The 15,219-nt window shown below is 66.8% G+C and carries 10 protein-coding genes; 6 read left to right on the forward strand and 4 right to left on the reverse strand.

What is annotated here, in order from left to right:
• Positions 1-304 precede the first annotated feature (304 nt).
• Positions 305-3,367 carry a TonB-dependent receptor plug domain-containing protein gene (locus tag SJY20_RS08990; protein WP_380786407.1) on the forward strand — a complete coding sequence of 1,021 codons (3,063 nt, stop codon included), beginning with the start codon at positions 305-307 and terminating at the stop codon, positions 3,365-3,367.
• A gap of 43 nt (positions 3,368-3,410) precedes the next feature.
• Here the strand turns inward: SJY20_RS08990 and SJY20_RS08995 are convergent, their stop codons facing one another.
• The 4 genes from SJY20_RS08995 to SJY20_RS09010 form a co-directional block, all read right to left on the reverse strand.
• Positions 3,411-4,148, reverse strand: coding sequence for a GntR family transcriptional regulator (locus SJY20_RS08995; protein WP_380786408.1), 738 nt, complete (start codon positions 4,146-4,148; stop codon positions 3,411-3,413).
• Complete coding sequence (locus SJY20_RS09000) at positions 4,145-5,035, reverse strand: N-acetylmuramic acid 6-phosphate etherase (RefSeq protein ID WP_380788618.1); 891 nt, start codon at positions 5,033-5,035, stop codon at positions 4,145-4,147. Before SJY20_RS09000 ends, SJY20_RS08995 begins: the two co-directional genes overlap by 4 nt.
• Positions 5,035-6,588, reverse strand: coding sequence for a sodium:solute symporter (locus SJY20_RS09005; RefSeq protein WP_380786409.1), 1,554 nt, complete (start codon positions 6,586-6,588; stop codon positions 5,035-5,037). The genes SJY20_RS09000 and SJY20_RS09005 overlap by 1 nt, the downstream gene beginning before the upstream one ends.
• A gap of 190 nt (positions 6,589-6,778) precedes the next feature.
• Positions 6,779-9,538: a TonB-dependent receptor domain-containing protein gene (locus SJY20_RS09010; RefSeq protein ID WP_380786411.1), complete on the reverse strand. Its 2,760-nt coding sequence runs from the start codon at positions 9,536-9,538 to the stop codon at positions 6,779-6,781.
• Between the two features lie 411 nt (positions 9,539-9,949).
• Here SJY20_RS09010 and nagA point away from each other — a divergent pair, with 411 nt between their 5' ends.
• The 5 genes from nagA (at position 9,950) to dgcA (ending at position 15,119) form a co-directional block, all read left to right on the forward strand.
• Positions 9,950-11,101 carry an N-acetylglucosamine-6-phosphate deacetylase gene (nagA, locus tag SJY20_RS09015; RefSeq protein ID WP_380786413.1) on the forward strand — a complete coding sequence of 384 codons (1,152 nt, stop codon included), beginning with the start codon at positions 9,950-9,952 and terminating at the stop codon, positions 11,099-11,101.
• Positions 11,098-12,162 (forward strand): beta-N-acetylglucosaminidase domain-containing protein, encoded by a 1,065-nt coding sequence (locus SJY20_RS09020; protein WP_380786414.1) that lies wholly within the window; start codon positions 11,098-11,100, stop codon positions 12,160-12,162. The genes nagA and SJY20_RS09020 overlap by 4 nt, the downstream gene beginning before the upstream one ends.
• A complete protein-coding gene (locus tag SJY20_RS09025) occupies positions 12,159-13,034 on the forward strand; it encodes a BadF/BadG/BcrA/BcrD ATPase family protein (RefSeq protein WP_380786416.1) in 876 nt (291 codons plus the stop codon). Before SJY20_RS09020 ends, SJY20_RS09025 begins: the two co-directional genes overlap by 4 nt.
• 100 nt (positions 13,035-13,134) lie before the next feature.
• Entirely contained in the window at positions 13,135-14,172 is a 1,038-nt protein-coding gene (gene dgcN, locus SJY20_RS09030; RefSeq protein WP_380786417.1) for an N-acetyltransferase DgcN, read from the forward strand.
• Positions 14,130-15,119, forward strand: coding sequence for an N-acetyl-D-Glu racemase DgcA (gene dgcA / locus SJY20_RS09035; protein WP_380786419.1), 990 nt, complete (start codon positions 14,130-14,132; stop codon positions 15,117-15,119). The genes dgcN and dgcA overlap by 43 nt, the downstream gene beginning before the upstream one ends.
• Positions 15,120-15,219: the final 100 nt, after the last annotated feature.

A 15,219-nucleotide genomic window follows, 5' to 3' on the forward strand; every position in this document is an offset into this window, starting at 1 on the left:
CGGCGTCGACGCCAGCCGCGCCCCGGTCGCTCATCGCCGACATCGGTGTCGGCATGGCAAGTGCTTCGACCGATCATAGGGCAAGTTTACCGGTTGCGGCCTATGGTCCGCGGTTATGGGTCGATGAAGCGATGGACGCTCGCTTGGCCTTGACGCGTGTTGCCGCAACCGCGCACCTTCACCCGTCCGACACGATCGGCGTTTCCGCTTGAAACAGCGGGGCGACCGGATCGGAGGACCCGCAGGGACTCGACACAAAGCCGGCGAACAGACCGGCGCGACAACGGATATATTTGGGGGTAAAATGACGAATCCTGTGCATTTCGAGCGGCATCTCCGGGACCTCGCGAGCGTTTCCAGCTGGGTCGTGCTGGCCGTCGCGATCGGGATGGCCGCACCGGCCGCTGCCCAGACTCAGACGCAGACCGAAACGGAGGCTGCCAAGACCGCCGATGCTGCGCAGGAGGGCGGTGGCGACGAGGTCACGGTCACCGGATCGCGCGTCGCACGCGACGGCTTCCAGGCGCCGACCCCGGTGATGGTGCTGACGCAGGAGCAGATCCTGAACTCGTCGCCGTCGAATAACATCGCCGATTTCGTCAATCAGATGCCCGCACTGGCCGGATCCACCCGCCCCGCCAACTCGCGCCTCAATCTCTCCAGCGGCCAGGCGGGCATTAATGCTCTGAACCTCCGCAACCTAGGAGAGACCCGCACCCTGGTGCTGCTCGACGGGCGCCGCTCGGTAGGTTCGACCATCACCGGGCTGGTCGACGTCAACACCATTCCCCAGCAGCTCGTGAAGAGCGTCGAGGTCGTCACCGGCGGCGCGTCGGCGGCTTACGGCTCGGATGCAGTCGCGGGCGTCGTCAACTTCGTGCTCGACAAGAAGTACAAGGGCCTGAAAGTTGCAATCGACAGCGGCATCACAGACAAGGGTGATGGCCAGAATTATTCGTTCAGTGTCGCGGGCGGCTTTGCTTTCGGCGCCGACGATCGTGGCCATATCTTGTTGTCGGGCGAGGTCGCGCACCGCGATGGCATCTTCAAGGTTGATCGCGACTGGAACGCGACCGGCTATGTCCGCATCCAGAACCCAGCCTATGACGCCACGATAAATTCGGGCGTACCGCAGTTCCTGATCCGCAAGCAGGTCGGCGCGGCCAACTCGACGCCGGGCGGTCTGATTACCGGGTCCGCCGGCGGTACCGCGAACCGCCTGCGTGGGGTGTATTTCGGCCAGAACGGCGCCATCCAGCAATTCCAGTATGGCGCACTGACCTTCCCGTCGCCGACCGGTGCCGCCGCACCGACGCTGACCCAGGGCGGCGACTGGCAGGTCAATGATTCGGGGCGTCGCATCGGGCTGGACCCGCAGGACGACCGCCACGGCCTGTACGGTCGCGCCAGTTACGAGATCGCCGACGGCATCGAACTGTTCGCGGAAGGCGCGTACAACAAGCAGCACGTGTTCTTCAACGCCGGCCCCAACCTCGCCACCGGCGTCGCGCTGTCGGCTACCGGGTGCGGCGCCGCGTTGACGTCGGCGACTGCACCGCAGACCTGCAACGCGTTCCTCTACAACACCTTGGGCCGCGCGCAGCTTGCGGGCATCACCAGCGTGACGATCGCGAGCACTGCCGCCGACCTGCCGTTCCGCGGGGTCGACAACAAGCGTGAGGTGCAGCGCTATGCCGTCGGCGCCGAGGGCACGACGGAGGTGTTCGGCAAGAACGCAACCTGGGAAATCTACGGCCAATACGGTCGTGCCAAGCTGCGCGAGCAGCTGCGCGACGTGATGAACATCGCCAAGATGAACAATGCGACCGCGGCGGTGTTCGCGCAGGCCGGCAACCCCGGTGGTTACGCCACGGGGTCGATCCAGTGCCTGATAAACGTCGATTCCATCGCCACCAACAACGACCCCGGTTGTATCCCGCTCAACCGCCTCGGCCTGGGCGTCGCGAACCCGGGAGCGTTCGGCTATGTGCTCGGCAGCCCCTACCGCGACGAGCTGGTCGAACAGTATAACGCCGCGTTCAACCTGTCGGTAACGCCGTTCCGGACCTGGGCCGGCGACGTAAGCGTCGCGATGGGCGCCGAATATCGCAAGGAACAGATAAGCGGCTATGTCCCGCCCGAGTTCCAGCCGCTGTCGGCGCTGGATGCGAATGGCCGCCCGGCGACCACCAACCGCTGGTCGGTCGGCAACTACCTACCCACCAACGGCAGCTACAACGTCAAGGAGGCCTATCTCGAAACCGTTGTTCCGCTAGGCTTGGGAATCGAGTTCAATGGTGCCGCGCGCGCGACGCGCTATTCGACCGCGGGCTATGTGACGACGTGGAAGGCTGGCGCGACCTGGCAGCCGATCGAGGACATCCGCTTCCGCGTCACGCGGTCGCGCGACATCCGCGCGCCCAACCTCAACGAACTGTTCGCAGCCGGTTCCGCAAACAGCGATTCAGTACGCAATCCCTTCTTCACTAATGACGGCGCAAACGGTCCGGCCTCGATCGGCTATTCCGCCACGGTCACCGGCAATCTTAACCTGCGGCCCGAAAAATCCAATACGTGGAACGCCGGCGTCGTCGCGACGCCGCGGTTCCTGCCGGGCTTCAACCTGTCGGTCGATTATTTCCGGATCAACGTGAAGGACGCGATCAGCACCTTTGGCGCACAGGACATCATCAACCTGTGCTTCCAGGGGCAGCAGCAGTTCTGCGACGCCTATGTCACCGATCCGGCACGCTCGTCGCCGGGCCAGCCCTATCTTCAGTTCCGCAGTCAGCCTTTCAACGCCGCCAGCCAGTTGGTCCGCGGCGTCGATATCGACGGGTCGTACCGCCTGCCGCTCGACAAGCTGTTCGGCGATAGCGAGGGCGCGGTGACGCTGCGCGGGTCGGCGACGCGGTACATCGACAACCTGTTCAACAGCGGTGTACCGAGCTCGGTGGTGCTCAACTCGGTCGGTGTGAACGGCGGTCAGGCGAGCACGCCCAAATGGATCTATCGCGGCAGCTTGACCTACGACACTCCCGGCTTCTCGATCACCGGGGTCGGTCGCGGGGTCAGCTCGGGTAAATATGTAGGCAACGGCATTGAATGCCAGACGGGCTGCCCGGTCTCGACCACGCAGTTCCCGACCTATGACGTCAACCACGTGTCGGGCCTGTTTTACACGGATCTCAACCTGACTGCGAAGATCGCCATGGGCGGCGCGGATGCACAGCTGTTCCTGAACGTCACCAATCTGTTCGATCGCTGGCCACTGCTGGTGCCCGAGACGGGGCTGGCGGCTAACAGCACCTATTCGGACTTGTTGGGACGCGCGTTCCGCGTCGGGATCCGGATGGAAATGCGGTAGTCAGTGGGGCTGGCCCTCACCCCGCATGGGGGAGGATCCGGCCTCAGACGACGTCAAGTTCGGTGACGAACTCGTAGCGGTCGCCGCGATAGACCGAGCGCGTGAATTCGACGATGCTGCCGTCGGGAACGCGCGTGCGGCGTTCGATCCGCAGCACTTCGGAATTCTGCTGGACGCACAGGATGCCTGCCTCGGTCGGGGTCGCCAACGAGGCCCGCACGCGCTGGGTGCCCGATGTCGGGCGATGGCCATGCGCGTCGAGCGCCTGGTAGAGGGAATCCCCCAGGCTATCGAGGTCGGGCATGAACATCGCCGGGATCACCGCATGCTCGATCGCCAGCGGTTCGCCGCCGGCAAGGCGGACGCGACCCAGTCGCGCCACCCGCGTGCTGACCGTGACGCCAAGCGCCGCGGCTTCCTCCTCGGTCGGCAGCGCATAGGATTTGTAGATCCATACCACGCCGGGGTCTTCCCCGCGCGACCGGGTATCGTCGCTGAAGCTGCTGAGCTTGGTGCCCGGCGCCTCGATCCGGCGTGCGACGAAGGTGCCGGACCCCTGTTTGCGGATCAGCACGCCTTCGTCGATCAGCTGCTTGATGCCTTTGCGCACAGTCACGCGCGACAGGCCTGCCATCTCGCTGAGGTCGCGTTCGGACGGCAGCGCGCTGCCGGGATCGATGCCACCGCCGCTGATATGGTCGCGCAGACTGCGCGCGAGCTGCATGTACAGCGGCGTGCCTTCGCCATCGCGGGTCAGGGCGAGGTCGAGCGTCGAAGTCATGATCGCGGTCGCATACCCTGCAGGACGTCGCGCAAATTGCCGTGATGCGCGTCGAGCAGCGCCGCCGCCTGTGACGCGGGGATGCCCGTTGCGATGACCACGGCAAGCCGAATATCGTTATCCGCTTCATTCAGCGCGTGTTCTGCCATGTCCGCATCCACCCCCGCGATATCCTGAACCATGCGATGCGCACGGTGCAAGAGCTTCGCGTTGGAGATCCGCATCGCGACCATGCGCCCGCGATAGACCAGCCCGAGCCGCAGCATGATCGCGGTCGAGAGCAGGTTCAGCACGGCCTTCTGCGCGGTGCCCGCCTTCATTCGGGTCGATCCCGCCAGCACCTCGCTGCCGGTCGCCGCGACCACAGCATGCTCGGCGCGGTCGACCAGAATGCTGTCCGGGTTGTTGGCAATCGCGATGGTCAGCGCACCGGCAGCGCGCGCGTGTTCGATCGCCGCCACCGTGAACGGCGTACGCCCGCTGGCAGCGACACCGATCACCACGTCGGATCTTCCGACCCGGTGCGCGTCGATGTCGGCGCGAGCGGCATCTTCGTCGTCCTCGGCGCCTTCCTGTGCTTCGGTCAGCGCACCGACGCCGCCTGCCATCAGGAACACCAGCCGCTCCATCGGCCATCCGAAGGTCGGGTGAAGCTCGGTGCCGTCTTGGACCGCCAAGCGGCCCGACGTGCCCGCGCCGGCGAAGATCAACCGTCCGATCTGACCCAGGCGCGTGGCGGCGGCGTCGGCGGCGCGTGCGATCGCCGCAGTTTGGGAGTGGAGGGCGGCTATTGCGGACATCTGACCTTCAAGCATCGCCTGCACCGCTAGCTCGGTGGGCCACAAGTCGAGGTCGAGATAACGCGGATCGAGCGTTTCGGTGGTCATCATGATCGTTTTTCCCGTTTGGGGGCAGGTGCGGCACAGACCAGGAAGGCGATCAGCGTGCCGATGCAAAGCTGGAAGGGGAAGGCGAGCCCGGTCAGCATCGCCGGCAACCCGATCGCCCGCGCGATCCCGGGCTGCAGCAGCACGATGACCGCGAAGCCGACGAGCAACGCGGCGATCACCGACCCGGTGGTGCCACGACGCGTGAACAGCGCGGTGAAGTAGACGCCCAATATGCCCGCATAGGTGAAGATCATGACCTGCAGCGCGAACTCCAGCAGACCCATGTCGCTATAGCGCTGCCAGTAGAACGAGACCACCGCCATCGCGAACATCGCGACCCCGATCACGCCCATGCCGGCACGCCCCGCCTGGACGAAATGATGCTCGTCGACCGGCCCGCGCCGGTCGCGCCAGGGGCGATAGAAATCCTGCACCAGCACCGACGACATCGCGTTGAGCGCCGAATTGGTGGTCGCGACCGCAGCGGCGCAAATCCCCACCGTCACCAGCCCGCGCAGCCCACCCGGCAGCTGGGTCAGGATGTAATGCATGAAGATGCTGATCTTCTCGCCGCCGAAGCGGTTGCCGGCCGCCGCGCTGGTGCCGCCCATCAGGTCGGGACGGTCGTAGAAGATGTAGAGCATCAGCCCGATGACGATGAACATGCCGACCACCGGCACCGTCGCGAACACCGACAGGTACAGGCTGCGCGCGCCGGTCTTGGCGTCCTTGCACGACAGCAGGCGCTGCGTGGTGTCCTGGTCCATTCCGGCATTGGCGATGTAGAGCAGCGCCAGCCCGGTGACGATCGCGAGCATCGAGAACGGCCGCGACAGATCGAGCGAGAAGTCGAACAGCCTCAGCTTGTTCACGCCCTCCGGCGTGTTCGCGAGCGCCTGGACGATCTCGGCGTTCGAGGCGGGGATCGACAGCCGCAGGAACACCAGAACCGCGATCGCGGAGCCGATATAGACGACGAACTGGATGAGGTCGTTCCACAGCACCGACTTCAGTCCGCCGACGAAGGTGAAGAGAACGCTGGCGATGATCAGGATCGCGGCGGCGATGACGATGCCCTGCGCGCCGACGCTGCCGGTGATGACCATCGCCAGTGCGATTGCGGCGAGATAGACGCGCGCACCGCCGGCAAAGACGCGGCCGACCAGGAACATGCCGCCGGCCCAGCGCGTCGCCTTTTCGCTGAACCGCAGCGTCAGCAGCTCGTATGCGGTGGTCGCCTGGATCGCATAGAAGCGCGGGATCATGATGCGGGCGACGAAGATCGCCCCGATCAGGCCGCCGATGTTACCGCTGAGATAGGTCAGGTCGCCGTGATAGCCGTAGTCCGGACCGCCCAGGAAGGTCGCGGCCGACTGCGTCGCCGACAGCACCGAGATCGCGGCGAGCCATGCCGGCACGGTGCCGCCCGCGAGGAAATAGTCGCGCGCGGACGCGGTCTTGCGCGGGGTGAAGATCCAGCCGCCGGCAACCAGCAGCAGAATATAGGCACCGATCACCAGCCAGTCGGCCGTCGAGAATGGCAGCATCATCGAAGGGAACTCCGGCCGTAGGGCGGGGAAGGGACATCATCTTATCGACCGTCATCCTGACGGCCTATCCGTCATCCCGGGCTTGACCCGGGATCCAGAGCCCCAAACGCTGTCTGGTGGGGCTCTGGATCCTGACTTTCGTCAGGATGACGGATTGGTGGGGTTAGCGCGCAGCACAGCGCGCTGCCGATCACATATGTGCGGTCAGCGAGAAGCCGATCGTGCGACCCAGGATGTCGTAGGTGTCGGGGAAGGTGTTGAACACGCCGCCCGACGACACCCGCGGCGGGGCCTTGTCGAACATGTTGTACACGCCGGCGCTCATCGTGATCACGTCGGTGAAGTCGTGCGACGCCGAGAGGTCGAAGGTGTTCTGCGCCGACAGCGTCTCGGTCGACCCGACCGCGCTCGACTTGACCTTGCCGATGCGCTGCCAGTCGAACTGGATCACGCCGCCGTCGAACTGCCAGCCGAGGCCCGCGGTGTGACGATAGGCCGGCTGGACCAGCGTGGTGCCGTCGCTGGAGCAGGTCGCGCCGAACGTGCCCTTGCACTGGATCCCGGCGACCGTCGCGTTGGCCTGGATCATGTAGGAGGTGACGATATTGCCCTGATAGCTGGCGCGGAGCCCCTTGCCGGGCAGCCAGTCGGCCCGCAGCGTGTAGCTGGCGGTGATGTCGAGCCCGCGCTGAAGCAGGCGGCCGAGGTTCTGGTTGTTGACGAACGCGTCCTTGAACGTCCCGTTCGCGTTGCGCGTGACCAGCCCGCACAGCGGATTGCTCGCGGTCGGATTGGTGACGTAGCAGCTGGTGATCGCCGCGATCGGCTGGATCACGCCGACCGCGCCGCGCAGATCGAGCTCGTACCAGTCGACCGTGACATTGAGCCCGGGTATGAAGGTCGGCGTGAAGACCACGCCCGCGGTGGTGGTGTAGCCGGTCTCCGGCTTGATATCGGGATTGCCGCCGTAATAGTAATTGCCGGTCAGGTAGCTGGCGGCGGTGGAATTCGTCGACCCGACCGCCGGTGCGCCGAAGCGTGCGCATTGTGCGGCATTGCCCGTGCCGATCACGCACGGATCGCCACCATAACGTGGCTTCAGGCGGTCGACGGTGACCAGGTTGTTGAACGGCAGCGACGAGGTGCTGGCAGCGAATTCGCCGAAATTGGGGGTGCGCAGCACGCGCTGATAGGTACCGCGCGCGCGCAGGTTGCGGTCGACTTCCCAGTTCGCCTCGACCTTCCAGGTGCCGTGGGTGCCGAAGAGGTTGTAGTCGGAGAGGCGATACGCACCGCCGATGTCGAGCTTGCGGATCAGCGGGGTGTCGTGGATCAGTGGGACGAGCATTTCGCCGTAGAGCTCGGCGACGTCGAACGAGCCGCTATACGCGGCCTGGACGCCCTGGCGGTAGGAGTTGCCGCTGAGCAGCGCGCTGTCCTGGTCGATGCTCGCGGTTTCGCGGCGATATTCGACGCCGGCGGCAAAGCCGATCGGGCCAGCGGGCAGCGAGAACAGGTCGGCCGAGGTGCCGCTGATCGTCGCAGCGGTAACGAACTGGTCGCGCTTGCGGTTGAAGCCGTTCAGCGTGCTACCGAGCGCGCTCGCCAAGCCCGGCCGGCGGGGGCCGAAGATGTCGACGGTGTTGACGATCGACGCAAAGTTGTTGGCGCCCGCAGCGTTGTTGACCAGGCCATCGCCGCGGATCAGCGAATTCTCGGTCGAGCGGCCATATTGCGCATAGATGTTCCAGCGCGTCGCATCGGTCAGCGGACCGCGCAGGCCCGACTGGAATTGCAGCGTGTTACGCTCGGTTTCGTAGGTGACGAGCCCGAGTTCGGCGAGCGAGCGCGACACGTTTACCTGTGCCGCGCCGTTGACGAACGTCAGCTGGTTGCGGATCGCGTCGGTCAGGAACGGGTTGGTCTGGCTGATCGAGACGACACGGCTGACCGAGGCCGGGGTGGCGCCGGGTGTACCGGTCTCTTCGGTGCGCGTGTTGGTGTACATCGCGCGGCCGTAATATTCGATCTGCGGGGTGATCTCGTATTTGAACAGGGCGGCGACGTTGATGCGCTTCAGCGGCGAGATCAACGGATAGCTGGCCGAGACGTTCGAAGTCGCCGACGGGTTGGTCGTGAACGCACCGTCATCGGTATAACCGAAGCGGCGGCCGCTCGCGACGTCGGTAAAGACGCCGCCGATGCTGGGAATGGTCTGGTTCGGCGTCGCCGCCCAGTCGCGCTGGCCGGCACGGATGCCGTCGCGCTGCGTGTAGTCGGCAGCGACGACGATGTTGCCACGGTCGCCAAGCGCGGTGCCGAGCATCAGCGAGCCGCCATATTGCGCGCCGCCATTGACCGACAGGCGGCTGGTCGCGGTGCCGCGAATGCCCTCGTAATCGTCGTTGAGGATGAAGTTGACGACGCCGGCGACCGCGTCGGCACCGTAGACCGCGGCGGCGCCGCCGGTCAGGACGTCGACGCGCTTGATCAGGGATGCCGGGATCGCGTTGACGTCGACCGAGTTGCGGAAGCTGAACGGTGCCGCGCGGGTGCCGTCGATCAGCACCAGCGAGCGGCTCTGGCCGAAGTTGCGGAGTTCGAGGACCTGCGCGCCGAACGCGTCGCTGCCCTGCGAGCCCTGGCGGACGCCGCCCGACAGCTGCGGGATCTTGGTCGAGAAATCCTCGATGGTCAGCGCGGACTGCAGCTTGATCTGCTGTTCGCCGATCGATGCAACCGGGCTGCTCGAGGTGAGGCCGGGGACCGGGATACGCGTGCCGGTTACGACGACGTCGGTCGTGTCCTGATCGGCGGGGGCAGCGGCGGGAGTGGCACCGTCCTGTGGCGTAGCTACGGGCGCGGTCTGGGCGATCGCGATGCCGGGGGCCTGGGCAAGGGCGAAGGCGAGCACTGCCATCGCTGCGCTGTGTCGATACGACTTTACCATTCGCTGTCCCCTGATCCGTTCGTGGCCTGCTCAAGCGCGATCGTCGTTACGATGCCCCGGCTGGCTGCGGGGCGTTATGCATACCTGTCATCGACGTGTAAAGATGTGGTATTAGAAATGGTATCAAGTGTGCCGCTGGATGATTTTGCGATAAAACGGGCGAATCCGGGCTTGCCGCGTTTCATGTCGCTTGGCCCGTACGGCGGCTTTCGGGTAACGCACGACCAATCGAATGCCACTTGCCTGTTAGCCTCGACTGGTATCTATTCGTACGATGAGTTCGATCCATCCCGATATTGCCGTCGCAACGCCGCCCCGTCGAGGATTTCCGATATCGTGCGCGCCGTATGACGCGACCCCGGAATGTAGGGAACGCGCATACCCGGACGCCGGCCAGATGACGGGTGCGCGATGACCATCCAGGCGCTGGTGGGCGCGAATATCGTCCTGACGGACATCGTGGTCGAGGGGCAGGCGGTGCTGATCCACGACGACCGCATCGTCGGCGTGGTGACCCCGCAAACCATCCCGCATGACTGCGTGGTCCATGACCTGGGTGGTGGCTGGCTGCTGCCGGGGTTCATCGATACGCAGGTCAACGGCGGCGGCGACGTGCTGTTCAACGACCGGCCCGATATCGACGGCATCCGCACGATCGCCGCGGCGCACCGCCGGTTCGGCACCACGGGGCTGCTGCCGACGCTGATCAGCGATTACCCCGACGTCGTCGACGCCGCGATCGTCGCGGGCGAGGATGCGCTGGCGGCGCGGGTCCCCGGGGTGCTCGGTGTGCATATCGAGGGGCCGCATCTCAACGTCGCCAAGAAGGGTATCCACGATCAGTCGCGGTTCGCCGCGATCGACGACGCGGTGCTGGCACGGCTGGCGGCGCCGAGCGCGGGGCGGAGGATCGTGACGCTAGCGCCCGAACTCGCGCCGCACGGTGCGGTGCGGACGCTGGCCGATGCGGGCGTGCTGGTGTGTGCCGGGCACAGCCTGGCGGATTACGACCAGACCTGCGCCGCGCTGGCCGAGGGGTTGGCGGGGTTCACGCATCTGTTCAACGCGATGACCCAGTTTCTCAGCCGCGATCCCGGCATGGTCGGTGCCGCGCTCGAGCACCGTGCGAGCCATTTCGGGCTGATTGTCGACGGGCTGCACGTCCATCCCGCGACGCTGCGCGTGGCGCTGGCGGCGCGGGGTATCGACGGCGCGATGCTGGTGACCGACGCGATGCCGCCGGTGGGCGGCACGCGCGACCGGTTCACGCTGATGGGGCGCGAGATCGCGGCGGTCGACGGCACCTGTCGCGGGCCGGACGGCACGCTGGCGGGGTCGGCGCTGACGATGGTCGACGCGCTGTGGAACGCGGTCGACATGCTCGGCTGCGGGCTGGTCGCGGCATCGCGGATGGCGAGTGGCAACCCGGCGCGGTTCCTCCGGCTCGAGCACGAGACCGGCACGATCGCGCCGGGGCTGCGCGCCGACCTGGTCCACCTGGGTGCCGACCGCCGCGTCCGTGCGACCTGGATCGGTGGATCGCGAGAGGAGCATTGCGCATGACACCCGATCTCGGGCTGATCGAGGGACGGTTCGGCCGGCTCTGGAGCGAAGCCGAGCGCAGCCATGTGGTGGCGACGCTGGCCGGGGCCGGATATGGTTTCTACCATTACGGGCCCAAGGCCGACCGGGCGCTGCGGCGCGACTGGCGGGTCGGGCATGATGCCGCGCAGACCGCGGCGCTGGCCCGGCTGTCGGCGGAATGCCGCGCGGCGGGGCTGCGGTTCGGGATCGCGATCACGCCGGTGGGCGCGAGCCATCCGTTCGACGACGCTACGCGCGTCGATCTGGCGCGGCGCATCGCCGACCTCGACGCGATCGGGATCGACGATCTGGCGGTGCTGTTCGACGATCTGCGCGGCGACCTTCCCGATCTGGCGCGGCATCAGGCCGATATCGTCAACATGTGCGCGGGGCTGACGCGGGCAACGCGGGTCTATACCTGCCCGACCTATTATTCGGACGATCCGGTGCTGGACCTGGTGTTCGGCGAGCGCCCGGACGGGTATCTCCACGATCTCGGGCGGCTGCTCGATCCGGCGGTGCAGGTGTATTGGACCGGCGAAGAGGTCTGCGCGCGCGAGATCGGCCCGGCGCATCTGGCGCGGGTCGCTGGCGAGCTGGGGCGTCCGGTCTGCCTATGGGACAATTATCCGGTCAACGACGGTTCGCGGATGTCGCGGTTCCTGCACCTGCGTGGCTTTACCGGGCGGCCGGCGGGGATCGCCGGGCACGTCTCGGGGCATGCGATCAACCCGGCGATCCAGGCGCATCTGGGGTGCATCCCGGCGCTGACGCTGCCGATGATCTATGCGCAGGGTGACGGCTATTCGTATGGCGCGGTCTTTGCCGCCGCCGCCCGGCAGCTGCTCGGCGCTGAGTTCGCGGCGGTGTTGCAGCAGGATCTGCCGGCGCTGCAGGATGTCGGGCATGAGCGGCTGGGCGCCCGTGCTGTGCGGTTGCGGACGCGTTACGCTGCGATCGACCACCCCGCCGCGCGCGAAATCGTCCGCTGGATCGATGGCGATGACCTGATGACCGACGACGAGGTTCAGACCCAATGACCGGTGGCGCCTATTTCCTCGGGATCGACGCGGGCGGCAGCAATTGCCGCGCGCGGCTGGTCGATGCGCAGGGCGTCGTGATCGGGCAGGGGCGATCGGGGCCGGCGAACGCGCGTATCGGGATCGAGGCGCTCTACGCCACCCTCATGGAGACCGCGGCACAGGCCATCGCCGAAGCCGGCCTGTCACCGGCCGAGCGCGCCACGATCCGCGCCGGGATGGGGATCGCAGGGATCACGCGGCTGGGGATGCGCGAGGCGCTGGAGGCGCTCGATTTCGGGTTCGCCTCGACCGCGTTCGCGACCGATGCGCAGATCGCTAATATCGGCGCGCATGCCGGGCGGGATGGCGCGATCCTGATCATCGGCACGGGCAGCGCGGCGAAACTGCGGATCGGCGGGCAGGATTTCACGATCGGCGGTTATGGCTTCCCGATCTCCGACGAAGGCAGCGCGGCGGCGTTGGGGCTCAGCGCGATGCGGCATGCGCTGCGCGCGCTCGATGGCCGGACGCGGCAGACCCCGCTCAGTGCCGCGGTGACCGAACGCTTCGACCACGACACCGCCAAGGCGATCGCGTGGATGGATCAAGCGACGCCGCGCGACTATGGCATGTTCGCGCCGCTGGTGATGGACTATGCCGAGGCCAACGACCCGATCGCGCGGTCTATCGTCGAGGATGCCGCGGAGCATATCGAACGCTTCATCGAGACGATTTTCGCGCGCGGCGTGGCGCGTTGCACGCTGGTCGGCGGCCTGGCGCCGCGGATCAGCCCGTGGTTGCGTGCGCGCACCGTCGAGCGACTGAGCGAGCCGCTGGGCGACGCCATCGACGGCGCGCTTAGGCTGGCCGGCTTCGAGCCCGCCGTCTGATACCGACATAACCCGCGGTTATGTCGCGGGCGCGCAATCGAACGGGCGTGTTTCCGTTACCATGGCCATAGTCTGCGGCACATGAACCGAGAGGTTTTCGATGATCCGCAGTCCGTACCTACTCTATCTCGGCCATTCCAACGACGAGGTCGGCATCAAGACCTCGCGGGGGCTTGCCGTGTTCCGACCCGAGGCCTGTGTCGGCGAATTCCGTCACGACGATTGCGGCCTGACGCTCGACTTGCCGCGAATGAGCTTCGCCGAGGCGGTGGCAGCGGGCGCGAAGACGCTCGTGCTGGGTATCGCCAATGCCGGTGGCAAGCTGGGCGACGATCTGGTCCGCGATGCGATCGCCGCGATCGAGGCCGGGCTGGACGTCGCGTCCGGACTGCACAACCGGCTGCGCGACGAACCGACGCTGGTCGCTGCGGCGAAGCAGCACGGCCGGTTGCTCCACGATGTCCGCGATCCCCGCCCCGACCTGCCGATCGGCAACGGCAAGCCACGCGCGGGTCGCCGGCTGCTGACCGTCGGCACCGATTGTTCGGTCGGCAAGATGTACGCCACGCTATGCCTGGAACGCGGCATGCGCGCGCGCGGGATGGCCGCCGATTTCCGCGCCACCGGCCAGACCGGCATCCTGATAGCGGGCGACGGCGTGCCGCTGGACGCGGTGGTGGCGGATTTCATATCCGGCGCGATCGAGCAGATTTCGCCGGCGCGCGACGATGACGGCTGGGACCTGATCGAGGGGCAGGGGTCGTTGTTCCACCCGTCCTTTGCGGGGGTGTCGACCGGGCTGCTGCACGGCGCGCAGGCGGATGCGCTGGTGCTGTGCCACGATCCCGTCCGCGAGCACATGCGGGGCCTGCCGCACTACGCGATGCCGGGACTGAGGGAGACGATGGACGCGAACCTGAGCGTCGCGCGGCTGACAAGTCCGCATGTCCGCATGGTCGGCGTCGCGCTCAACACCTCGAAGCTGTCGCCCGCGCAGGCCGAACGCCTGTGCGCCGAGACATCCGACCTGCTCGGTCTGCCCTGCACCGACCCCTTCGCAATGGGCGTCGACCCTATCATCGACTGGATCAACGCATGCTTCGAACCCTCGTCGCGCGTCGCGACGCTTTCGCGCTAGCCACGCCGTTCCGCATCTCGCGCGGGGTCAAGACCGTCGCGGAGGTGGTGACGGTCGAGATCGCCCAGGACGGCGTCGTCGGTCGCGGCGAGGGCGTCCCCTATCCGCGCTACGGCGAAACGGTCGAGGGCGCGCTGGCCGCGATCGCGGCGGTCCGCGGGGCGATCGAGGAGGGAGCGACGCTTGCCGAGCTCCAGCAGCTGATGTCGGCCGGTGCCGCGCGCAATGCCGTCGATTGCGCGCTGTGGGACCTGGAAGCCAAGCGTGAAGGCCGCGCGGTGACCGACATCTTGCGCGTCGCGGCGATCGGGCCGACGGCGACCGCGATGACGGTGGGGCTTGATACTCCGGAGACGATGGGCATCGCGGCGCGCGCGCTGGCCGGCGTTCCGCTCATCAAGATCAAGGTCGATCGCAGCGATCCCGAACGCCAGATTCGCGCCGTCCGCGACGCGGCACCGGGACCGCGGGTGATCGTTGATCCCAATGAAAGCTGGACCATCGCCGAGGTCGAACGGCTCCAGCCGTTGCTTGTCGACCTGCGGATCGACCTGCTGGAACAGCCGCTGCCGGCCGATGCCGACGATGCGCTGGACGGCTTCGCGCCGCTGGTCCCGATCGCCGCCGACGAGTCCGCGCACGTCGCTGGCGATGTCGCCGCGCTGCGCCGCAAATACCAGGTCATCAATATCAAGCTAGACAAGACCGGTGGTCTCAGCGGCGCACTCGCGCTCGCCGACGCCGCGGCCGCTGCCGGGCTGGGCGTGATGACCGGCAGCATGATCGCATCGTCGCTGTCGATCGCGCCCGCGCTGATCGTGGCGGCGCGGTCGTCGTTCGTCGACCTGGACGGTCCGTTGTGGCTGTCCGCCGACCTGCCGGGCGGGGTTCGCGGCGTCGACGGCGTGCTCTCGCCGCCGTCGCCCGGTTTCTGGGGCACGCCCTGAGTTCATGACGACCGCGACGACCCTGAAACAGGTGGGCCCTGAAAACAGGTGGGCGGAAAAAGCAGGAGAGATGTCGTCGGCAACGACCGGCGACCGAACG

It is taken from the genome of Sphingomonas sp. R86521 (assembly GCF_042466235.1).
Taxonomy (GTDB): domain Bacteria; phylum Pseudomonadota; class Alphaproteobacteria; order Sphingomonadales; family Sphingomonadaceae; genus Sphingomonas.

Coding starts and splice junctions, on each gene's coding strand:
- SJY20_RS08990 (WP_380786407.1), top strand. CDS start 305: ATGACGAATCCTGTGCATTTCGAGCGGCATCTCCGGGACCTCGCGAGC.
- SJY20_RS08995 (WP_380786408.1), bottom strand. CDS start 4,148: ATGACTTCGACGCTCGACCTCGCCCTGACCCGCGATGGCGAAGGCACG.
- SJY20_RS09000 (WP_380788618.1), bottom strand. CDS start 5,035: ATGACCACCGAAACGCTCGATCCGCGTTATCTCGACCTCGACTTGTGG.
- SJY20_RS09005 (WP_380786409.1), bottom strand. CDS start 6,588: ATGATGCTGCCATTCTCGACGGCCGACTGGCTGGTGATCGGTGCCTAT.
- SJY20_RS09010 (WP_380786411.1), bottom strand. CDS start 9,538: ATGGTAAAGTCGTATCGACACAGCGCAGCGATGGCAGTGCTCGCCTTC.
- nagA (WP_380786413.1), top strand. CDS start 9,950: ATGACCATCCAGGCGCTGGTGGGCGCGAATATCGTCCTGACGGACATC.
- SJY20_RS09020 (WP_380786414.1), top strand. CDS start 11,098: ATGACACCCGATCTCGGGCTGATCGAGGGACGGTTCGGCCGGCTCTGG.
- SJY20_RS09025 (WP_380786416.1), top strand. CDS start 12,159: ATGACCGGTGGCGCCTATTTCCTCGGGATCGACGCGGGCGGCAGCAAT.
- dgcN (WP_380786417.1), top strand. CDS start 13,135: ATGATCCGCAGTCCGTACCTACTCTATCTCGGCCATTCCAACGACGAG.
- dgcA (WP_380786419.1), top strand. CDS start 14,130: ATGCTTCGAACCCTCGTCGCGCGTCGCGACGCTTTCGCGCTAGCCACG.